Here is a 21,309-nt window from a genome sequence, read left to right as displayed (position 1 = left end):
TCAATCCACGTAATATCCGGCGAACTTGTTGTGGTAGGAATACACGTCCTGCTGGCCAGTGCTGCCGTACTTGCGCACGTCGACACGAGTCAGCGCCACCCCGGTCAGATTGGCATCGGCTGCCAGCAGCAAGTCGGCGGCTGTTTCTGCTGCCTTGATCGACGTGTCGCGCCAGCGGGCCAGCATCAGCACCTGCCCCACCTCCGCCGCGATCAGCCGCGTTTCGGCGACGCCCAGCACCGGCGCGGTGTCGAGCACCACGACCTCGAATCGCAATGCCAGTTCGTCGAGCAATTCGGTGAGCGGCACCTGCACGAATAATTCGCGTCCGTTGTGGTCGGCGTGGCGCGAACCGAGCACCGCCAGTCCGGTGCGCTCGTCCACCGCCAGCGCCTGCGCCAGAGGAACTTCGCGGCGCAGGTACTGGCCAAACCCGTCCCAACCTTCAGCCAAAAAGGCGTCGCTCACCTCGTGGCGGCGCGAATCGCAATCGACCAAAACGGTGCGCAGCCCTGAATCCGCCAGCAGACGGGCAAGGCAAATGGCGGTGGTCGACTTCCCCTCACGCGGGAGCGCGGAGGTAACGGCGATGCTGCGCCCTGCAGCGCTGCCCTGCCCCAGCAGCAAGGTGTTCTTGAGCGCGCGGATCGCCTCGGTGAACTTGGATTGCGGATGGTCGAGCATGTATTCGTACGGCACTTCGCCCCGCACGGAGCGCTTCACGGTGCTGTCCAGCTCGGGCACTGCGCCCGCATAAGCGAGACCTAGCCGTCGCTCCACATCGCTGCGGGTGCGGATGCGTGCATCGAGATATTCCGCGCCGCCGATTGCCATGAAACCGAGGATCAGCGCGATCGTCAGGCCGCCCACCGCTGCCAAGGGATAGCTGGGCGACGACGGCATGATCGGCACGCGCGCGAGGGATTCGATCGAGGCATCGGGGCGGATCAGCCCGGATTGCGCCTCCACATCCTGCGAACGGCGCAGGAAGGTCTCGTAAATCTGTCGCGCGGCTTCGGCATCGCGTTCGAGCTGGAGGAAGCCTGCCTGTGCAGAATTGTTCGAGGCCAGCAAGCCGCGAGCGCGCCGCTGGCTGGCTTCGAGCGAGGCAAGACGCGAGCGCGCAGCCTGCACGTCGGATTCGAGCGAGGACATCACCCGGTCGATCTGCTGCTGTATCTGGCTGCGGATATCGACCAGCTCGCCGCGTGCGCGGCGCAGTTCGGGGTGCTGATCGCCGAACCGGTTCTCCAGCCGAGCAACCTCGCCGGTCAGTTCCGCCTCGCGCGCACGCAACTGTGCGACAGTGCCCGATTGCAGCGCCGCCGGAACCTCTGCCCCGCCTCCCCCGCGCCCGATCCGATTGCGGGCGGCGGACAGCTGCCCTTCCTTTTCCGCCAGCGCGGCCCGGGCAGCAGAGATTTCCTGATTGAGGACAGACACTTCCTGTTCCGCCATCGTCGCGCCCTCGGCGCTCATCAGCCCGTTGCGGATCATGTAGTTCTGCAGCGCCGCATCGGCTTCAGCCACGTTCTGGCGCAATTCGACGAGGCGGGTCTGCAGAAACTCCTGCGCTTCCTCCGATGTGCCCGCCTTCCGATCTTGCTGCTGTGCAAGATATTGCTTGGCATATTCGTTGGCCAGAGCCGCGGCGAGTTCCGGGCTTTCGGCCTCACCCCTGATATCGACGAGATAGGTGAGGCCGGAGCGCCTGATGTCCATGCGCGCCAGCACCGCTCCGGCAAGCGGATGGGTGCCTGGTGCATCGGCCGCTGTCGGCGGAACCCTGGCCCCCGCGAATTGCGGCCACGTGTGCAACCTGAGCGCTTCCGCCACTCGCCCTGCGAGGCGACGCGAAGACAGGATTTCGACTTCGGTATCGATCACGTTTGTATCGCTGGCGAGTTCGGGCGAGACCGGGTCGGATTCGAGCACTTCGGGCTGACGGGGTTCGATCAGAATGCTTGCCGTGGCGGAATAGAGTTCCGGCCGGGTCAGGGTGTAAGCCGCGACCAGCGCCAGCACGCCCGCCACCACGCCTAGGAACAGCCACAAACGGCGTCGAAACACCAACCACAGAAAGCCCGGATCGGGCAGAAATGGCGCCCCTCCGCCGCCACCGCCCCCGCCAGAGCCGCCGCCGTTGCCGCTACCGCCGCCGGGGGGGCCACGCCGCTGGTCGTCGCGCATGGCCGACGCGCTGGCGGGCGGCTCGTTTGCCGATTCCTCCGCATGTGTCCTGTTACCGACGAGCCCGTATGCGGTAGCCGCCAAGCGCAATTCCCCTTTTTCTGACGTTTCCGCACCGGTTGCACGGCCGGCGAAGAGGTGCCCCGTTCAAGAGCCTGCGTCCCTAACCGATGTTGCCAACCCGCTTGAATTCACGCGCGGCAGGGGTGCGCCACATGCCTGCAGGCCGATCATGCAAGTCCAGGGGGGCAAGTGACAGCCGCAATCGCCTATCTCGTTCACGATCTTGGCGATGCCGCCGTTGCGCGGCGGACGGGGAGTCTTGCCGAAGGTGGCGGCGATGTCCGACTCGCGGGTTTCTACCGCAGAACACCTCCCCGCCAGATAGCGGGGACGCGTCCTCTAGCCTTGGGGCGGACTGAAGATGCCCGTCTTTTGCGACGGGCGTTGCTTGTGCTGCTCGTGCTGCTGGCACCCGGTCGGGTTGCCCCGCTGGTCCGGAGCGCAAGCGTTGTCATCGCGCGAAATCTCGAAATGCTGATCATCGCCGCCCGGCTACGCCAACCGCGTCAGCGGCTGATTTACGAATGCCTCGACATCCACCGCCTGATGCTCGGGCGCGGCGCGATGGCCAAGGCGATGCGCGCGATTGAGCGATGGCTGCTGCGCAAGGTGGATCTGGTGCTGGTCAGTTCGCCCGCTTTCGAAACCAACTACTTTCGGCAGCGGCAAGACTATCGCGGGCCGATTGAACTAATCGAGAACAAGGTCGCTGCAATGCCCGACGCGCTCGCGGGGAAAGTGCCAGAAGCGCCGTGGGTCATCGGCTGGTTCGGGATGCTGCGCTGCCGCCGCAGTCTCGTTCTCCTGGGCCGGATTGCCGCCGAATCACAGGGACGCATCAAGGTGCTGATCGCGGGCATCCCCTCACCCAGCGAATTCCCCGATTTCGAACGCCAGATCGCGGCGCTGGACGGCGTGGAGTTTGCCGGAGCTTACCGTCCGGAAGACCTGTCTAGCCTTTACGCCCGCGTGCACTTCGCGTGGTGCATCGACTATTTCGAAGAAGGGCTCAACTCGCGCTGGCTGCTGCCCAATCGGCTTTACGAAAGCATGGCGCACGGCGCTGTCCCGGTGGCGCTGGCGGGGGTCGAGACCGGCCGCTGGCTTACCGAAGCCGGGGTCGGTGTGACCCTGCAAGATGGTGCGGCGCTTGGCCCGCTGCTTAGCGCGATGGACACGGCAGAGTACCGCTCACTGCGCCGGAAGGTTGCGGCTCTGCCAGCAAACCGGATTGCCTTCGCCCCCGACGACCACCCGCGCCTGGTCGCCCGTCTCACAGGATCAGCCGCCGCATGACCGACACCATTAACTGCGGGAAGGACACGGTCCTCACCATCATTCCCTGCCTAAACGAAGCGGCACACATCGCACCGCTGCTGCGCGATCTGCTGGCCGATCCGGCCAACCGGCGCATTGTGGTGGCCGACGGCGGCAGCACCGATGGTTCGCGCGAAATTATCCGGCAGATGGCCGCGGAGTGCGAGCGAATCACGTTGCTGGACAACCCCGCCGGCATCCAGAGCGCCGGCATCAACCGCGCGGTGGCGCACTACGGCGCGGATGCCGCATGGATCGCGCGGATCGATGCGCATGGGGTCTATCCCGATCGCTATGTTTCGCGTCTGGTTGCGACCGCGCAGGCACAGGCCGTCGATGCTGTGGTGGTTCGGCTTGAAACCTTTGCCGAAAGCGGGTTCGCCCGAGGGGTGGCGGCAGCGCAGAACTCGCGGCTCGGTACCGGCGGCGCGGCGCACCGGATCGGCGGAGCGGGGGGGTTGGTCGACCATGGTCACCATGCGCTGATGCGCCGCGATGCGTTCGTGAAAGCGGGCGGCTATTGCGAGAACATGGCCTGTAACGAAGATGCCGAACTGGACTTGAGACTACTTGCCATTGGTGCGCGCATCTGGCTGGAGCCGGATCTGCCGGTGACCTATTTCCCGCGCCGGGGGCTACGCAGCCTGTTGCGACAATATTTCCGCTATGGCGCGGGCCGGGCAGCCACCTCGCGGCGTCACCGGCGCCCCTTGCGCGCACGTCAGGCCCTGCCGCTGGGGGTTGCCCCAGCCTGCGCACTGGCTTTGGGGGCGCCCATTGTCCCGGCGCTTGCGCTGCCGGCGCTGGGATGGGCGGGCGTGTGTCAGGCGTGGGGTATCGCGCTGGCTCTGCGTGAACGGCGCGCGGATGCCGCGTGGGCAGGCAGCGCGGCCATGATCATGCACCTTGGCTGGTCGGCGGGCTACTGGAAGCAGGAGATCGGCGCGCTCGCATCGGGCGGCAGGAGCCTGCCCGGCCCGTCGCTGCCGTTCGCCGCATCTTGAAGCCAGGCGCGAAAGTCCCGGTGTGCGCTGAGCGGCGCAAAGTGCTCTGTCACGACCCGCAACGCATCGATCGAAAGCCGCATCCGCAGCTCTTCGCTGCGCTGCAGGGCGACAATGCCCGCTACAAACCCTTCCGCACTCTCGGCTTCGATCACCGCCTGCCCGCACGTCTCGGCCACGCCCTGCAGCGTCACCGGGGTTGCCACCACCGGCCGCCCTTTCGCCAGAGCCTCGATCAGCTTGATCTTGAGCCCCGAACCGAACCGCAGCGGCGAGATCACGATTCCGGCGCAGGCGTAATGCGGGGCGAGTTCGGGGACAAGGCCCAGCAGGCGCACCCCATCGGGCACCCTTCTGGAGAAATCGGTGCAGACCGTGCCCGCCACATCGAGCCGGGTCGCGGGTGATGCGGCCTTGAGCATCGGCCAGCACCGTTCGAGAAACCAGCCGAGCCCGTGCGTATTGGGCGCGGTGCGGCTGCCGACGAACAGCAGGCGCAGCGGGTCGCCCGGCGTAGCGGGAGGATCGGGCTCGTGCGTGGCGGGGGCAATGATGATCCGGCTCATCGGCAGGGCTTCGCGCAGGAATGCGGCTTCTTCCTGCTGGATCGCGATCACTGTGCCCGCCTTGGCGAGCATTGCCAGCTCCTCATTGCGGGTGAGCAGCGCGACGCTGTCCTTCTCTCCGCCTTCGCCAGACGCGGGTCGGGCGTGGAACAGGTCGTGCATGATGATGGCGCTGCGGGCACGGGGTGTGCCAAGCACGGTGAAGGCTTCGCTCTGAAAGGCGTAGTCGGCGATCACCACATCCCAATCGCGTCCGCCCGCTTCGGTGCGCAGCCATTCGCGGTCAGCCTCGCTCCATTCTGCGGCAATGGCATAGGGGCGCGGTCTGTCGCGGCTCCAGTCTCCTTTGAAGCCAGCCCGCCTCGCCAACCCTCTGGCCGCGCCGACAGCCGCGTCGCGCCACACTGCCGGATCGCGGGAGACGAACCAGCGGCGCAAGCGGGCGACGCCGCGCACCTTGTGGCTGGCAAAGGCGCCGACATCCGTGTGCGTCCGAAAGAACGGTATCCGGCCCATGATGCCCGGTGACGGCTGCAACAGGTGCGGTTCCATCCCCGCCTCGCGGATCGCCCGCGCGAGGCCGATCAGATAGGCGGAACTGCCATTGGTCGCGCCGATCAGGCGCTGACGACTGATGATCAGCACGCGCTTCATGCCGCGACCTCCGCTTGTTTACGGCTCGGTGTTGCGGCGCCTTCGGGTGCGATGGCGAAGCGCAGCAACTCTGCGGGCCGGGCAGGAAGCACAGAATCGATCAGAGGGTGGCAGAAAGACCCGTCGCCGATCACCGGCGCATGGTCGGCGATCACGAAGGGCACGTTCTCGCATTGGCCTTCATCTGCAACCAGCACCAGCGAGACACCGCGCCCGGCCTGCGCCAGAACGACCGGATCGGCGCAGCGCGCATCCTCGACCCAGCGCAAGTCGCACCCTTGCCCCGTCAGCAGCCGCGCCGCCCGCTCGATCCGCGAGCCGGGCAGCGGTGCACCGCACAGCACCGCCGACCAGCGCCCGTTCGCCGGGTTCCGGAGAGGAAACCCCATGCGCCGGGTCAGCCCCTCGCGCGCGCTGCGGGCCATCAATCGCGCTGCCTCCAGATCACGCAGCAATCGTGCGCAACCCGATAGGATGCGTCCGGCCTTCAAATCATCGACTGCCTCGGCATGGGCCAGCGCCGCGGCCAGCGAACGCCGCCGCGCCGCATGGGCAGCGGCCAGTGCGCTGCCGTGCGAAGCGCAAGGGCGCTCGTCGTCGGCGGCGATCAGGGCACGCAGATCCTCGCAGCCCAGCCGGAACGAGGTCGAACCGGGATGACGGCGATAGAAATAGCTCGGCTGGGGCGAGAACGCATAGGTGAGCCCCTTTGACAGCGCGCGTTCGACGAGATCGTAATCCTCTCCGATTCGCAACCGCTGGTCATAGCGCAGCCCGTGCGCGGCTAGCGCATCGCGCCGGAACAGTGGCTTCAGGTAGCCGAGCGATGCTCCCTTCTGGTTGAGCCGCCCGGCGTCGATGAAGGCGTTCAGCCCGATCACACGCTCTCCCGACCATTCGCTGCCGGTTGCAAACAGCTCGGCATTGTCTGCGTCGAAAGCGATCATGTTCGCGGCGACCATCGACGCGCCGCGTCGTCTGGCGAGGTCCAGCAGATTGCGAGCGTGATGCGGGTGGAGAATGTCATCACTGTCGAGGATCGCCGCCCAAGGCGCCAGAGCAAGTTCGAGGCTGCGGTTGCGGACGGCGGCGAGCCCCTGTCGCGGGCCGGACTCCAGCCGCACGCGCGCATCTTCAGCGGCATGGCGGCGCACGATGGAGCAGGTCGCATCGGTCGAACCATCATCGACCACCAGAATTTCCAGTTCGGTAAGGCTCTGCCGCCGCGCCGAGGCAATCGCCGCATCGATATGCGCCGCCCCGTTGCGGACCACCATCAACAGCGAAAGCTGCGGGGGGCTGAGTGCCGAACCTGCGGGCATGGCTACGCTGCGATTCCTCCCTGATTGCGCCGCAACGAAGCGATAGGGCAGGCAGGTGGAGGACTGACCTTAACAGGGTTAGTTTCGCCGATCCGGTTGCCGCCTAAGGACAATGTTGGTGCGTCCAGTGGCGCAGTCAGCCGGTTACGCTGGATCGAAGGGCGACAGACACCATGAAGGACATCGCCGTCATAATCCCCGCGATGAACGCGCAGGACACGATCGGGCGCGCCGTCGCCTCGGCTCTCGGTCAGGATGAAGTCGTCGAAGTGGTCGTCGTGGACGATGCCTCGTGCGATCGGACTGCGCAGGCTGCACGCGATGCCGACGATGGGTCGGGGCGCTTGAAGATCATTTTCAGCGGCCGCAATCTGGGGCCAGCCGGTGCGCGCAATCTTGCCATCAAGCGGTCCTCAGCCCCGCATATCGCGATCCTCGACGCCGACGACTTCCTGCTCGCCGGGCGCTTCGCAGCATTGGCCGATCCGGACGCAGACTGGGATCTTTCGGCAGACAATATCGTCTTTGCCTCTGCCGAGAAGGCAAGGCAGTTTGCCGGTGGCAGCGTTTTCGACACCGGAGGCATGGCCCAGCGGCTTACGTTCGAACGGTTCGTCAGGGCCAACATGTCAAGGCCCGACCGTCCGCGCGGCGAACTGGGTTTCCTCAAACCGGTGATCCGGCGATCTTTCCTCGAACAGCACGGACTGGCGTATAACGAGCGCCTGAGGCTCGGCGAGGACTTTGAGCTGTATGCCAGGATGTTGCTGGCAGGCGCGCGGTTCCGCATCATCGCGGCCTGCGGGTATGTCGCGGTGGAGCGCGAGACCTCGCTTAGCGCAAACCACTCTGCGGCCGATCTCGCTGCGCTGGTCGCTGCCGATCAGCGGTTGCTCCGCCAGCCGCTTTCGCCCTTTGATCGCCGTGCGCTTGCCGCCCATCACGTTCAGTGCGCCGAGCGCTGGCACCACCGCCATTTCCTTGATGCCAAGCGCGAACGAGGGCTGGTGCGGGCGCTGGCGGAAAACGCCGCGCTACCGCGCTTGATCCTTGATGCCGCCAAGGGCGTGGCGCAGGACAAGTGGCGCGAACGCCAGCGCAGGCGCACGACCGGTGGCGCACAGCTTCCGCCCGAGCCGCGTTTTCTCGTCGGCCCATGACGGCATCAGGCGCCAATGCCATCGCCGCCGCACTTCCCGTCGCGGTCCCGCTAGCTAGCAAGGCTGACTTGCTGGTGGTGTTCGCCACGCATAACGGGGCAGACTGGATCGAGCAGGTGCTCGCCGCCTATGCCCAACAGGAAGGTGCGGATTTTCCTTGGGCGCTGGTGGCGGTCGACAATGCCAGCACGGATTCGACCCGCGCCATACTCGATCGCTGGCAGAGCCGACTGCCGCTGGTGGTTCTGGACGAACCGCGTGCAGGCAAGAACATCGCGCTCAATCGCGCGCTTGCCAGCATCGATAATCCTGCCTGCGATTTTGTGTTCACCGACGACGATGCCGTGCCCGCGCCTGATTTCATCCTTCGTTGGAAGGAAGTGTTGGACGCGCGTCCGGGCCATGGATTGTTCGGGGGAAGCGTGGCACCGGACTTCGACGCAGTCGATGACACCGTGCCGCGCCGATACCGACCATGGCACGCGGAAATCTATGCGCGCAACTGCCGCGCCAGCGGCCCGATCACGCCAGAAGCGATCTTCGGTCCGAACATGGCAGTCTGGGGTGAATTGATCCGGCGCGGCTTCCGCTTCGACGAGAATATCGGGCCCAGCAGCGCCGATGCGGCCTATCCGATGGGTAGCGAGACCGAGTTCTGTGTGCGGGTTGCGCGCGGGGCTGGTGCGAAAGCGTGGTTCGCCAGCGCTCCGCAGGTGCGCCATATCGTTCGTGCAAGCCAGACCCACGAGGCATTTATTCTGGCGCGCGCCTTCCGCCACGGACGCGGTTTTGCGCGGATGCATGGTCCGGTTCGCCGCGGCACAATGGCGAAGCTGAAAGCGCGTGCAAGGATCGCGGTGCTGTCGCTGCTGGCCCGGATCGGCCACGTCCCGTCGCGCTGGGACGCAGCCTGGCACCGCGGCTTTGAGGCCGGAATGCAGCAACGCTCCGGGCCGACAAGCGCCCTTCCAAGCTAACCTGTGTGATCAAATCCTCGCTGCGCTTCGGCCACCTTCCCGTCCGCAGCAAACAGGGAGCTGGCAAGCTTGGCGAATTCGAGCGGGATTGGGCGACAAGGATCGATCGGGGCGGAAGACGTTTTCGGCTTCGAACGCCTGCCTGTGTTCCCGTTCGCGGTAGTGATGATCTTCTGCCTGTGCGTGCCGGCCGTCGGTGTGGCGGCGCTGCTCCTGCAACTTGCTGCGTTCGGCGCGGTCCTTGCGATCAGCTGGCGGCGCTTGCCTGCGATCCTGTTCATGGCGCTGCCTTTCGCGCTGCTGCCCATCTTCGCCGCTATGTCGGCGCTGTGGTCGGACGTGCCGATGATCTCGCTGCGTTATGGCGTGCAACTGCTGATAACCGTGTTGATGGGGGTGGTGCTCGCCCGCGTTCTGGATCTTCGCCAACTGGTGCTGGCCGTGTTCATCGGTGTCTCGCTGGCCTGCATTCTGGGCCTTGCCTCTGGCCGCACCGGTGCCTCGGAAGGCGGAGTGGTGCTGATCGGGCTGGCGGGTTCCAAAAACCAGATCAGCTATTTCGCGCTGTTCTGGATCGGTTCTGCACTGTGCGTGCTGGCTTCGGCACGATACCGCCCGTTTACCCGGATAGCGGCTGCGCTGATGCTGCTGCCGGCCGCTTTCGTGCTGTGGCAGGGCAACTCCATGACTGCGATCGTGTCGGCGGCTCTGATGGCGGCGATGTTGGCGCTGCTGGCGCTGGCGCACTGGCTGGGGCGCGGCGGACGAATGTTTGCATTGGCCGCAGCGGGGCTGCTTGCTGCGCCGGTGCTGGTCGGGCTGCCACAGATCGAGGCCGAGGCGACACGTTTCCGGTCTGACGTGCTGGGCAAGGATTCGCGGCTGACGGGCCGTACCTTGTTGTGGGAGGCAGCCGACAGCCTGATCCGCCAGCAGCCGGTGATCGGCCATGGCTACAAGGCGATCTGGCTGGGGCCTCAAGGCAAGGGACTGCTCGCCCGCAACGATCAGGACGACGGGCGCGCCTTCCATTTCCACGACACGTTCCGCGAATTGCAGGCCGACCTTGGTCTGGTCGGATTGCTGCTGTTTCTGGTGCCGGTTGGCTTTGTCTTTCTTCGAAGTATCGCACTGCTGATCGCGCGCGTGGATGCGCCGCGCGCCTTTGCGGTGGTAACGCTACTGACGATTCTGCTGCGGGTGCGCACCGAACTCGTCATCGGTCCGTTTCTGACCGAAACCGTCGTGCTTTACGCCGTGCTCGCCGCGCTGCTCGCACTGCCGCTCGGTTCGTCCGAGCGCGAGGCCGAGCGAACCGATGTCCCCCGCCACCGAGCATCGCCCCGAACCCGTTCCCGACCCGAAAGGAAACCTGCATGATTTCCCGGCTGACCGCATTCCTCGCCGCTTGCCTGTCCTTGGCGCTTGTCGCCTGTTCCGGTGGAGGCGACCTGCCGCGTGCGACGCCGATCGCGGCCAATGCGCCCTATACGCTGGGCGCCGGCGACAAGCTGCGCATCATCGTGTTCGGCGAGGAAACCCTGACCGGCGAATACCGCGTGACGGGGGCGGGCGATGTCTCGTTCCCGCTGATCGGCAACATCAAGGTCGAGGGACGCACGGTCGAGGATTTGCAGAGCGATCTCACCACCCGGCTCGGCTCAGGTTATCTGGCCGACCCGCGCGTGAGCGCCGAGATCATCGACTATCGCCCCTATTACATTCTCGGCGAGGTCGCCCGACCGGGGCAGTATGATTTTTCGGTGGGGCTCACTATCGAACAGGCGATCGCAGCCGCAGGAGGCTTCACCTACCGCGCCAAGAGCGACCGGGTGTTCTTGAAGCGGGCGACCCAGACGCGCGAAAGCATCGTCGATCTCGATGAGAACCCCGCCTTTCTAGTGCGTCCCGGCGATACGATCAGAGTGGGTGAGCGCTTTTTCTAGGCGCTCTATCATGGCGTCCGCTTCCGATTCCGCCCGGCGGCTGCGCATCCTCGTCTATGCCAATGTCGAACGCGATGAAGCGGGCGGGGCACAGGCGGTCGTCCGCTCGCTGTGCGATCATCTTTGCGCACGTGGCCACCGGGTTTCGCTGGGCTGGAACAGCGCGACAGGAACCGGAAAGCGCGACACGGGAGAATGGGTCCAACACTTCCCCGTGCGTGCCGGGCAGAAGCGCTGGCTGCACCTTCCAACCGCCTTGCGTCTTCTGGCCCGCTTGCTGCGCGAACGGCCAGAGGTGGTCAACATCCATTTCGCCTCGGCAGCAGCGCGCTACTTCCAACTGTTTGCGCCATGGCTCAGGTTTCGCACCGTGCTGACCTGCCATGGCAGCGATGTGCTGCGTCCTCTTAGGCAGGACGAGCCGCATCTGCCCGCCATTCTTGCCGGAGCGGACGTGGTGACAGCGGTATCGCAGGACATCGCTGCGCGGATCGGTGCGGTGCGGAGGGGAGTGTCGGTGGCGGTGATCGCCAATGGCATCGATACCGACTTCTGGCATCCTGCCATGCAAACCCGACCGGCGAAAGGCTCCGTCACAGGGCGGATCGTCGCGGTCGGTCGCCTAGAACGGGTGAAGGGGTTCGACCTGCTGATCGACGCCCTTGCACGCCTTCGGACCGAGGGCATCGAAGCGCGGCTCACGTTGATCGGCGAGGGGGCAGAGCGGGCGGCGCTCGAACAGCAAGTGCGTGCGGCGCAGGTGGCAGATCGGGTGGAGTTCGCCGGACGGCTGCCGCGTGAAGCAGTGCGCGCCCGGCTGCAGTGCGCCGATCTGTTCGTATTATCGTCCCGCAGTGAAGGCACCCCGCTGGCTTTGCTCGAAGCGATGGCGACGGGGACGGCTTGCATCGCGACATCTGTCGGCGGCGTTCCGGCGAGCGCAGGCACTGCGGTGCGGTTGGTCGCGCCGGAGAATCCCGCAGCTCTTAGCGCTGCCATTGCAGAGCTGCTGGCTGACCGGCAGGCGCGCCATGCTGTTGCAAATGCTGCTCGCCAACGCGCGCTCGCTTTCGATGTGGGCGCAACCCACCGCGCCTACGAGGCGATTATGCTCGGCCTTCCGGCGATGCAGGGAACGGGCAGCAGCGCCCATGTCTAACCTGTTTTGTATCCGCACGGGCCGCGAGCCTGTCTTGTTGCACCGCACCAAGAGAGTCGCGCCGCCGGGGGATGTGATCTCCCCTGCACATCCTAATCACGAGGCCTTGGAGATTCGAACATGAACGTCCTGAGCACCAGCCGAAGCCCCGGCGCACCGACATCGAACAAGCCTCGCGTCCTGTTCCTGCTCAAGGAATATCCGCAGATCAGCCAGACCTATATCAAGAACGAGATCGAGGCGCTGGAACAGGATTACGAGGTCAGGATCGTCACCCGCAAGGGCCCCGACATCCCCTATGACAATCACCGCCCGCACAGCTTTGCCGAGGACATGGATGACTTTGTCGCCGCCGTGCGCGAATTCCGGCCCGACATTCTTCACACCCATTATCTGACCGAACTGCGCTTTATCGGCCAGCTTGCCGAGATCACCGGCATTCCTTTTACCGTGCGCACCCATTCGTTCGACACCATCGCGCTGCGCAAGAAGAGCCTGAAGGGGCGGATCAAGCAGATGATCAAGCGCCAGCCGCCGCTGGAACGCACGCCCTGGTTCATGGAAGGCATCCGGGCAATGGACAGCGATCTGTGCCTCGGCGTGCTGACCTTTCCCTGCTCGCGCCCGTGGCTGCGTCGGGCCGGGGTGAGTGAGGCCAAGCTGATCGATTGCTTCCCCGTCGTCCGCTTCGAGCATTTCCACGACCGTTCGCCCAACGGCGACGCCGTGATGAACACCGGGGTTGCCACCCCCAAGAAGGCGATGCCCGATTTTCTGCGGCTGGCGAAGAAGGTGCCCGAACGCGAGTTCAACCTTTATGCCATGGGCTACCACATCGACGGACTGAAGCGCGACGCGGCCGAGATGGGTGCGCGGGTCAATTTCATCGACCTGATCCAGCCCGAAGCCATGCCGGCCGAATACAAGAAGCACCGGTGGCTGGTCTACACTGGCGATTTCGACATCCCCACCGTCGGCTGGCCAATGGCAATTGCTGAAGCGCAGGCTGCGGGGGTCGGTGTGTGCATGCCCAACCTGCGTCCCGATCTTGCGCAATATGTCGGCGAGGGCGCCGGCGTGCTGTACGATTCAATCGATGAGCTGCCGGGGATCGTATCCGGCCCCGTGCCTGAGGAAATGCGCGAACGCGGTTTCGAACAGGCCAAGAAATCCGATATCGAACGGCATAAACACCTGCTCACCGACCTGTGGGACGAAGCACTTCAGGGGCGCACGCCCGATTACCACGCTATCGCTGTCGCCAGCGCTGAAACCGGCGCCGCACCTCTTGGCTTTGCCCGTACTGCATGAGTATTCAGGACAATCCGGGGGCGGCGCGTCCGGGCGATGATGGAATAACGAACGAAGGCCTGGAGTCCGACAGCGCGAGTGCATTTCTGCCTGCGCTGAGGAAGCTCTATTCGCTTCTATCGCGGCGGGATCGGTTGCGGGCGTTGCTGCTGTTCGGAATGATGCTGATCGGCGCGGTTCTGGAAATCGCCGGTCTCGCCGCAGTGCCTGCATTCGTCAGCGCCGTGGTGGACCGCGACGCGATGGCGACATTGCCAGTTGTCGGGCCAGTGCTTGGCGACCTTACCGGAACCCTGTCCGGCCGCGAGTTGGTATTGTGGGGCGCGGCCCTGCTGCTCGGCATCTTCGCGCTCAAGAACGGTTTTCTGGCGCTCAATTACTGGGCGCAGATCCGCTATGTGACCAACCGCAGACTCGCGATCGCCGGCCGCCTGATGCGCGCCTACATGAACGCGCCTTACGCTTTCTTCCTCGAACGCAACCGCTCGGAATTGCTGCGCAATGTCGACGGCGAAGTGATTGTGGTGTGTTACAATGTCATTCTGACGATCCTTGAATTCTGCACCCGCCTGATCATCCTCGTCGCAGTGCTGGGCTTCCTGCTGTTCGTCGAGCCGGTCATCACGCTCGCCTGGATCGCATTTCTGGGTTTGATCGCGGTGCTGGCGGTGCGCGGCGTATCAGGGCGGCTGCAACGTTTCGGCCTGATTCAGCAAAAGAACCGGCAGGTCTTCAATCAGAGCCTTTATCAGGCGTTCGGCGGGATCAAGGAGATCCGCACGCTGGGACGCGAGGAATTCTTCAGCGGCAGGGTGCTGAACGCGGTCGAGCGCATCACCCGGGTCAACCGCTTCAAAATGTTCATCACCCGCATCATCCCGCCCGCTTCGGAAATGGTGGCGATGACCGGATTGCTGGCGCTCGCCTGCGGGCTGGTGCTGCAAGGGCGCGAGACCGAAAGCATTCTTGTCACGCTCTCGCTGTTCGTGGTGGGCCTTGTCAGGCTGCGCGAAGCGTCGAGCGCGGCGATGAACCAGTTTGCCGATCTGCGCTACAGCCTCGTTTCGATCGAACCGATCTTCCGCGACCTTACGTTGCTCGGCGATGCCCAACTGCCTGGCGGGCGGGCGGAGGCGCCGACCGAGCGCAGCCAACCGGCCCGCAGTATCGGGCTCGAACAGGTCTGGCACCGCTACGAAGGCGCGGCCGATTTCGCGCTCAAGGGCGTCGATATCGATATCAAGGTGGGCGCTGCGGTCGGCCTGGTCGGCAGTACCGGAGCGGGCAAATCGACTGTGGTGGATGTCCTGCTCGGGCTGCTTGAACCTGAGCGCGGCGGGCTGGTGGTGGATGGCCACCCGTTGGGCCCAAGCGAATTGCGTCGCTGGCGCTCGCGCGTGGGATATGTCCCGCAGTCGATCTATCTGCTCGACGATACCATCCGCCGCAACATCGCGTTGGGGTTGGAGGATCACGAAGTTGACGAGCACGCGCTCACCTCCGCGATCCGCCTCGCCCAGCTTGACCGTTTCATCGACCGCCAGCCGCACGGATTGGAGACAACGGTGGGCGAAAGCGGCGTGCGCATATCGGGCGGCGAACGCCAGCGCATCGGCATCGCCCGCGCGCTGTACAATGATCCCGCCATCCTGATTCTCGATGAAGCCACCTCCGCCCTCGATAACACCACCGAACGCGCGGTGATCGACGCGGTCGAGGGTATGCGCGGGCAGCGGACAGTGGTGATGATCGCCCACCGCCTGTCGACGGTGAAGGGCTGCGAAATGCTCTACTATCTCAAGGACGGGCGGGTCGAAGGCGCGGGCGATTACGAAAGCCTCAGGCGCGGCCACCACGAATTCCGCGAGATGGCCGCATGAGCCAGACAGCGACATGAGGAGTGGAGCGATGCAGATGCCGTTGGCCGACCTGCCCTATTCAATGCTGTGGCACCTCAAGCGGATGCCCGAACGCGCGGTCGAACACGGTATCCCGCCTGCCTTGCTCGGGTGGCGCTGGCGGACGCGCGAAAGCCTGGACGAATATCTTGAGCGCACCGGCAGGTTGCACACCAAGCAGGTGCTTCGCCCCGCCTCGCGCAGCGCCTTTCCGCTGCCGCGCAACGTGACGCAACGCGACGCGCTTAGCCGCGACGGCGCGCTTTGGGGCTATTCGCAATATGATGTGCCGGAACGTGCGGTGTCCGAAAGCTGGATCGCGCGCATTCCCGATGTCCGCCTGCTGTTCTTCCACACGCCCGGCAAACGCGATTTCTTCCCCGCCATCATCACAGCCGACGATACGTCGCTGGAATGCCGCGAAATTTCGCACCGCGCAGGTCACGCCGCGCAGTCAGCGATGCAAAAGGGCGCGGCGCAGCATTTCGCCCGCGCCACGTGGGTTCTCGAGCGCGCCTATCACAACCATTCGCACTGGCTGACCGCGCACCTGCCCAAGCTGCTGCTGCTCAAGGAGCGCGGGATGCTGGGCGAGGTGCTGATGCCGCGCCAGCGCACGCGGGTGATGGACGCGAGCATGCGGATGCTGGGGATCGATCCCGAAGCGTTCCGCTCGTTCGACCCGGCGCGCCCGGTCGAAGTGGACGAATTGACGCTGGTGGGCACCGACCGCTTCGACCCGGCCCACATGCGCGCGGTGCGCGATGCCTTCGTCGAACCCGGCTCGAACGCCGCCGCACCCCATCGCCGCATCTTCATCAGCCGCGAGAAATCGCGCGGGCGGCGGATCACCAACGAGAGCGCACTATGGGCGATGCTGCACCGGCGCGGCTTCGAAAAGGTGTTGATGGAAGACCTCGCCTTTCCCGAACAGGTGCGGATGATGCAGCAGACCCGCGTGCTGCTGGCTCCGCACGGCGCGGGGCTGACCAATATGCTGTTCTGTCCCGAGGGCGGTCATGTGGTCGAAATGGCCGATCCCGGCTTTCCCAATCCCAATTTCTACGCGCTCGCGGCAAGCCTCGGGCTCGGATACTGGCTGCTGCACCAGCAGGCGGGGGAGGCCGACCACCCGCTCGACCGCGATCTTACCATCGACATCGCGCGGGTCGAGGAGGCGCTGGAGCGCATCGGGTGAAGGTCTCGGTCGTCATCCCATGCCTCGATGCGGAAGCCCACCTTGGCGCAGCGATCCGCTCGCTGCTCAACCAGACCCATCCTCCGCACGAAATCGTTGTCGCGGATAATGGCTCGACCGATAGCAGCCGCGATATCGCTCGCGGCTTCGGCGGTTCGGTGCGCATGATCGATGTACCGATACGCGGCGCCAGTCGGGCGCGGCTGGCGGGTGCGGCGGCAGTGCAGGGGGAGGCGCTGATGTTCTTCGACGCCGACGATCTTATCGCGCCTGAAACGATCGCCGCGATGGTGGAGGCGCTGACATCGGGCGCGGGCAACATCGCCGCCGCGCCGTGGTGTCGGCTCGAACAAAGCGGCCCGGCGTGGGTCTGGACGCCGCCATCCTGCGCGCCGCGCCGACCGGGGCAGGATGACCTCGCAGCGTGGCTCACCGGATGGTATCACCCGCCCTGCAGCGTGTTGTGGAGCCGGGAGGCCTATGATCGCAGCGGCGGCTGGGATCCCGACATTGGGGTCAATGATGATGGCGACATCATGATGCGCGGGCTTGTGCGGGGCAATGTTCTGGCGCGGACAGAGCAGGGCGCGGGCTTTTACCGCCGGACCGGCGCACACTCGCTTTCGGCGGGCGGCATGAGCCGCGAAGGGCTCGGATCGCGGCTCGCCGTGCTCGAACGGATTGCCCGTCTGCTGCAGATCGAGGGGCGGATCGAGGCCTATCGCCAACCGCTTGGCGAGGCTTTTAATATGCTGGCCGCCGATCTTGGCGCCGACGAAGCAGCGCTTGCGCGGCGCTGCACCGATGCCTTGGCGCGGCTGGGCAACCCGCCGCCGCCAGCAGGCCATTTTGCGGGCAGCTTGCCTCTAGGTTCCGGCCCGCCTGGACCGGCCCCCGCGCCGCCCCTGCCGTCCCCGAAAGCAGCGAGCAGCTCCTGTTCCGCGCCGCTCGCCATCCCTCCGCTCATCAGTGTCATCATTCCCGCCTATAATCGGGCTGCCACAGTCGCACGCGCCGTGAACAGTGTGCTGGCGCAGGATTACGAGCAGTTCGAGATCATCGTCGTCGACGACGGCTCGACCGATAGTACCGCCGCCGTGGTCGAAGCGATATCCGACCCGCGCTTGCGGCTAGTCACCCAGCCCAATGCCGGGGTCGCTGCCGCCCGCAACCGCGGGATCGCCGAAGCGCGGGGCGAGTTCGTTGCCTTGCTCGACTCCGATGACGAATGGCTCCCCGGAAAGCTGGCGGCGCAGGTCGAATGCTTTGCGCGAGGCTCGCCCCGACTCGGCCTCGTCTACACAGGCTTCGAAAGCTCCGGCGCGGACGGCGCGCGCCATGTGCACGAGGCGCTGCATCGCGGCTGGATCTATCGCGATCTGCTGGCCCGCAACGTGGTGACTGGTAGCGGTTCCACATCTATGTTCCGGCGCGCGGCGCTGGATATGGTCGGCGGTTTCGACACCGCGCTCTCCGCGAATGAGGATTATGATCTTGTGCTGCGCGTCGCGCGCTTTTTCGAGGCGGACTGCGTGCCTTCACCCGGTGCGCGCTACCACGACAGCGAGGACACAGCCCATCAGAGCGGCGCTACCCGCGTCTCGCGCAACCCGCACGCCAACCGCGAATCTCGCCGCATTCTGATGGCGCGCTATGGCGATGACATGAAGCGCGCTGGTGTCGCGCACCTGTTCTTCATCGCCTGCGCAGAGCGCGAACTGTTTCTGGCCGGGGGCCGAACCGCAAACGCCCTGGCGCACGCAGCACGAGCGATCCGGCACCGCCCGAGTCGGCCTTTCACGTGGCGCTGGGCGCTCACCCAGTTCCTGCCTCGCTGGTTCAGGGCTGCAGCGCGCGCCTAGGGCACCTCCCCGCACAAAGGGTGAGGATAGCAATCCATTTTAGGGCCGCGAAGCCGCCTTTGCGGCAGCGCCTTGCGCAACGCGATGCCCAATAGCCCCCCTCGCTCACTTTCACGAGGAGAACCGCGACGCCTATGTCCTCCGCACAGACTGCCAATGCCACCTTCGCCTACCGCGCGCCCTCCACCCGCTCAAGCCGGGCGGGGAGGCGCTACGCCTGGGGCTTACGCTTCATGGCTGCAGTGGCGGCGGCGGTATTGTTCATCGTGCCGGAGCAATCGGGTAATTCGGCCAGCTTCGAAGCCGCCTTGCCGGACCTGACAGCCGTTAGCGACGCCGCAGCGCGCAGCGGCGAAGCCGTGCCGACACCCGAGACGCCGCGCTTCGCGATCGATCCTGCGGTGCCTTTCGTTGCCTCCTATGGCGATGCCGCCAGTCCGGCCCGCGCCGAGGATTGCCTGACGCAGGCGATCTATTACGAAGGCGCGCTCGAACCGGCTGCCGGCCAGCGCGCCATCGCGCAGGTCGTGCTCAACCGTGTGCGGCACCCGGAATATCCGAACAGTGTGTGCGGCGTGGTGTTCGAAGGGCAGCATTTGTCGACTGGCTGCCAGTTCACCTTCACCTGCGATGGGTCGCGCGCCCGCGCCCCGATGCTCAACCTGTGGCGCAAGGCCAATCTGGTCGCAAAGGCTGCATTGGGCGGAACGGTGGCCAAGGAGGTGGGCCTGTCGACTCATTATCACGCCGACTACGTGCAGCCCTACTGGAGCCGGACGCTCGACTATACTGGCCAGATCGGACGTCATGTGTTCTATCGCTGGCGCGGAAATGCGGGGCGGCCTCAAGCGTTCTCGTCGGCCTATGCCGGGCGCGAGCCGCTGATTGCCGAATGGAGCGCGCGGGCCGCGGTAAGAGGCGAGGAACAGGCATTGATGACGGCTGGCGAGCCCGATGGCAGCGCGGCCGATGGCTTCGGCGGAATGCGCGCACTGGACGCCCGCCCAGCGGCACCCGTTCTGTTCAAGGCGCGTCCGCTACGCCTCGCAACCGAGGAAGACCGGACGCAATGAGGGCTGCCGTTCGGGGCTTGGCGCTTATGTGTCTGACGGTGATGGCGGCCCTGCCAGGAATGCCGCTCGCCGCCCAAAGCCGGGGTGCGGTCGCGAGCGATCCGGTCGATGGGTTCGAATCCGCCGGCGAACTGCTGCGAAAATGCCGCGAGAATTCCAGCTTCGGGCGGAGTTACTGCTTTGCTTATCTCGCCGCCACCGCGGATGCGGCGCGATCTTACCGGGAATGGCTGGGCGGTGGCGATCCGTGCCTTCCTCGAGACCTTACGCTTGGCCAGTTGGCCGATGTATTCGAGGCGCACTTGGTCGCGAATCCATCCCTCACCTCGGCGCAGGCCGCGTCGGTCGTCGTGTCGGCATTGCAGGAAAAGTTTCCGTGTGCGGTTGTAACCATGGCCCCGCCAACCGGCGCCGGCAGCTAATTGGGTCTTCGTCCCTTTCAGAACATTGCGCGCACCGCGACGAAGACAGCGGCCCACAGGATAATCGGCACCACCAGCATGATCGCCAACCGAACCGGACGGGCAAACCGCCGATCGCTGCGCCGCGCCTGCTTGACCTGCGCACGATCGGCGGGTCTCGAACCGCTTTGCACCCCAGAAATTTCCGCCATCGCCGCTCCCGCCAGATTGCTCGACGCGCTTGTTTGGCGCGTTTTTCCTGCATCGCCCTGTTCGCGCAATCTTCGGCGCTGTCCTAGCGTTTTTTGCCGCATCTTATCGAAACAGGTCGAACCGAGTTTTCTGCGGCACCGAATTGCAATAAGTAAGGTTGATATTAACCTGTCCTAAGGTCTCGCCCCTGCGATGTTTCTACACAGTTGCTCGCAATAGGACAGCGATTCTGGGGGCCAGCGCTCAATTCGAATCCTGTCTAATTTCGGTTCCATCGTAGGGATTGCAACCAGAACAACAGGCAGGAAACATGCACTATCGATCGAACACGCCGGCAGCGACAACCAGCCAGCCCGTTCCATTCTTCGTGTATAATCCGGGGGCGATCTCCAGAGGCATCGATATTCTGATCGCCAGCCTCGCGTTGCTGTTTTTTCTGCCATTATTCGCTCTGATCGCCCTCGCGACGAAGATCTGCGACCCTGGACCGGTGTTCTTCGGGCATCGGCGCATCGGCAAGGATGGGCGCTCGTTCCTGTGCTGGAAATTCCGCACGATGGTGATCGATGCCGAAGCGCGGCTCGAATCGCTGCTGCGGGCTGATCCGCGTGCGGCGCGCGAATGGGCGGAATCGCAGAAGCTCAGCAACGATCCGCGTGTCACGCCGCTGGGGAATTTTCTCCGTAAATCGAGTCTCGATGAACTGCCGCAGTTAATTAACGTCCTGCGGGGCGAAATGAGCATCGTTGGGCCTCGCCCGATCGTCGAGGCCGAAGCGGAGCGGTACGGCCAGCATTTCGCGCTCTACTGCCTCGTCCGGCCGGGACTGACAGGGCTGTGGCAGATTTCTGGCCGCAGCGACATCCGCTATTTCGAGCGGGTGCTGATCGATGCCAGATATGTCAGCAGCAAAAGCGTGCTGCGCGATCTCAGGATCATCGTGATGACGGTGCCCAGCGTGTTCGCAGCGCGCGGCTCGTACTAGAGCAGGCGGG

The 21,309-nt window shown here is 65.1% G+C and carries 18 protein-coding genes; 14 read left to right on the top strand and 4 right to left on the bottom strand.

What is annotated here, in order from left to right:
- Positions 1-2,274: a GumC family protein gene (locus J3454_RS08765; protein WP_349513388.1), complete on the bottom strand. Its 2,274-nt coding sequence runs from the start codon at positions 2,272-2,274 to the stop codon at positions 1-3.
- Positions 2,275-2,442: 168 nt separating this feature from the next.
- Between J3454_RS08765 and J3454_RS08760 the strand changes: the two genes are divergently transcribed.
- Entirely contained in the window at positions 2,443-3,549 is a 1,107-nt protein-coding gene (locus tag J3454_RS08760; protein ID WP_349513387.1) for a glycosyltransferase family protein, read from the top strand.
- Positions 3,546-4,574, top strand: coding sequence for a glycosyltransferase family 2 protein (locus J3454_RS08755; protein ID WP_349513386.1), 1,029 nt, complete (start codon positions 3,546-3,548; stop codon positions 4,572-4,574). The genes J3454_RS08760 and J3454_RS08755 overlap by 4 nt, the downstream gene beginning before the upstream one ends.
- Here J3454_RS08755 and J3454_RS08750 read toward each other — a convergent pair.
- Together J3454_RS08750 and J3454_RS08745 are read right to left on the bottom strand one after the other, a co-directional pair.
- Positions 4,493-5,794, bottom strand: coding sequence for a glycosyltransferase (locus J3454_RS08750; RefSeq protein ID WP_349513385.1), 1,302 nt, complete (start codon positions 5,792-5,794; stop codon positions 4,493-4,495). The genes J3454_RS08755 and J3454_RS08750 overlap by 82 nt on opposite strands.
- Positions 5,791-7,116 carry a glycosyltransferase family 2 protein gene (locus tag J3454_RS08745; protein WP_349513384.1) on the bottom strand — a complete coding sequence of 442 codons (1,326 nt, stop codon included), beginning with the start codon at positions 7,114-7,116 and terminating at the stop codon, positions 5,791-5,793. Before J3454_RS08745 ends, J3454_RS08750 begins: the two co-directional genes overlap by 4 nt.
- A gap of 173 nt (positions 7,117-7,289) precedes the next feature.
- Between J3454_RS08745 and J3454_RS08740 the strand changes: the two genes are divergently transcribed.
- From J3454_RS08740 to J3454_RS08690, 11 genes are all read left to right on the top strand, one after another.
- Complete coding sequence (locus tag J3454_RS08740; protein WP_349513383.1) at positions 7,290-8,276, top strand: glycosyltransferase family 2 protein; 987 nt, start codon at positions 7,290-7,292, stop codon at positions 8,274-8,276.
- Positions 8,273-9,253 (top strand): glycosyltransferase family 2 protein, encoded by a 981-nt coding sequence (locus J3454_RS08735; protein ID WP_349513382.1) that lies wholly within the window; start codon positions 8,273-8,275, stop codon positions 9,251-9,253. Before J3454_RS08740 ends, J3454_RS08735 begins: the two co-directional genes overlap by 4 nt.
- Before the next feature lie 69 nt (positions 9,254-9,322).
- On the top strand, positions 9,323-10,633 hold the full coding sequence (locus J3454_RS08730; RefSeq protein WP_349513381.1) for an O-antigen ligase family protein: 1,311 nt from the start codon (positions 9,323-9,325) through the stop codon (positions 10,631-10,633).
- Positions 10,630-11,199, top strand: coding sequence for a polysaccharide biosynthesis/export family protein (locus J3454_RS08725; RefSeq protein ID WP_349513380.1), 570 nt, complete (start codon positions 10,630-10,632; stop codon positions 11,197-11,199). Before J3454_RS08730 ends, J3454_RS08725 begins: the two co-directional genes overlap by 4 nt.
- Before the next feature lie 10 nt (positions 11,200-11,209).
- Positions 11,210-12,358, top strand: a complete 1,149-nt coding sequence (locus tag J3454_RS08720) for a glycosyltransferase family 4 protein (RefSeq protein ID WP_349513379.1) — start codon at positions 11,210-11,212, stop codon at positions 12,356-12,358.
- 120 nt (positions 12,359-12,478) lie between these two features.
- Complete coding sequence (locus J3454_RS08715; protein ID WP_349513378.1) at positions 12,479-13,669, top strand: glycosyltransferase family protein; 1,191 nt, start codon at positions 12,479-12,481, stop codon at positions 13,667-13,669.
- Positions 13,666-15,549 carry an ABC transporter ATP-binding protein gene (locus J3454_RS08710; RefSeq protein WP_349513377.1) on the top strand — a complete coding sequence of 628 codons (1,884 nt, stop codon included), beginning with the start codon at positions 13,666-13,668 and terminating at the stop codon, positions 15,547-15,549. Before J3454_RS08715 ends, J3454_RS08710 begins: the two co-directional genes overlap by 4 nt.
- 28 nt (positions 15,550-15,577) lie before the next feature.
- Positions 15,578-16,765, top strand: coding sequence for a glycosyltransferase family 61 protein (locus J3454_RS08705; RefSeq protein WP_349513376.1), 1,188 nt, complete (start codon positions 15,578-15,580; stop codon positions 16,763-16,765).
- Positions 16,762-18,627, top strand: coding sequence for a glycosyltransferase family 2 protein (locus tag J3454_RS08700; protein ID WP_349513375.1), 1,866 nt, complete (start codon positions 16,762-16,764; stop codon positions 18,625-18,627). The genes J3454_RS08705 and J3454_RS08700 overlap by 4 nt, the downstream gene beginning before the upstream one ends.
- A 134-nt stretch (positions 18,628-18,761) precedes the next feature.
- Entirely contained in the window at positions 18,762-19,700 is a 939-nt protein-coding gene (locus tag J3454_RS08695; protein WP_349513374.1) for a cell wall hydrolase, read from the top strand.
- Between the two features lie 59 nt (positions 19,701-19,759).
- Positions 19,760-20,122, top strand: a complete 363-nt coding sequence (locus J3454_RS08690) for a Rap1a/Tai family immunity protein (RefSeq protein WP_349513373.1) — start codon at positions 19,760-19,762, stop codon at positions 20,120-20,122.
- Between the two features lie 17 nt (positions 20,123-20,139).
- On the opposite strand, the gene J3454_RS08685 is transcribed toward J3454_RS08690, so the two are convergent.
- Positions 20,140-20,313 (bottom strand): hypothetical protein, encoded by a 174-nt coding sequence (locus J3454_RS08685; protein ID WP_349513372.1) that lies wholly within the window; start codon positions 20,311-20,313, stop codon positions 20,140-20,142.
- A 311-nt stretch (positions 20,314-20,624) separates the two neighbouring features.
- Between J3454_RS08685 and J3454_RS08680 the strand changes: the two genes are divergently transcribed.
- Positions 20,625-21,299 (top strand): sugar transferase, encoded by a 675-nt coding sequence (locus tag J3454_RS08680; RefSeq protein WP_349513371.1) that lies wholly within the window; start codon positions 20,625-20,627, stop codon positions 21,297-21,299.
- Positions 21,300-21,309 lie beyond the last annotated feature (10 nt).

Origin of the sequence: Erythrobacter sp. NFXS35 (genome assembly GCF_040148725.1) — a bacterium.
In the GTDB taxonomy this organism is placed as follows: Bacteria; Pseudomonadota; Alphaproteobacteria; order Sphingomonadales; family Sphingomonadaceae; genus Erythrobacter.
Note: the sequence above shows the minus strand (reverse complement) of the source record. Positions and strands in the feature narration are given on the sequence as shown.